The organism is Pseudomonas sp. SIMBA_067 (assembly GCF_046534675.1).
Taxonomy (GTDB): domain Bacteria; phylum Pseudomonadota; class Gammaproteobacteria; order Pseudomonadales; family Pseudomonadaceae; genus Aquipseudomonas; species Aquipseudomonas putida.
This window is the reverse complement of record NZ_JAWRYH010000352.1, coordinates 1-276: the sequence shown is the minus strand read 5'-3', so window position 1 is coordinate 276 and position 276 is coordinate 1. Positions and strand designations below refer to the sequence as shown.

Below are 276 nucleotides of genomic sequence, written 5' to 3'. Positions count from 1 at the left end.
AGTCGACCACATAGCCATTCAGCAGCATGCCCGCCGCACCGAACAGGAACGGAATCGCCGCCAGCAGGCCGGTACTTTTAAGATCGAGATGATAGGTCGACTGCAGGTAGCCCGGCAGCCAGGCGATATAGAGCCAGGCGGTGTAGTTGATGCCGCTGAAGCCAATCATCATCCCCCACATGGTGCGCTGCTTAAACAGGCCGCGCCACTCTTTGAAGCTGATCGGCTCTTTACGTGAGGCGACGCTGCCCGCCTGCAGATAGTGGATCTCTTCAG

At 58.3% G+C, this 276-nt stretch carries 1 protein-coding gene; it reads right to left on the bottom strand.

Translation table 11 applies throughout. The features are described from left to right. A partial coding sequence (locus tag SB765_RS29405; RefSeq protein WP_410932457.1) for an MFS transporter occupies window positions 1-276 on the bottom strand: 276 nt, incomplete at both ends.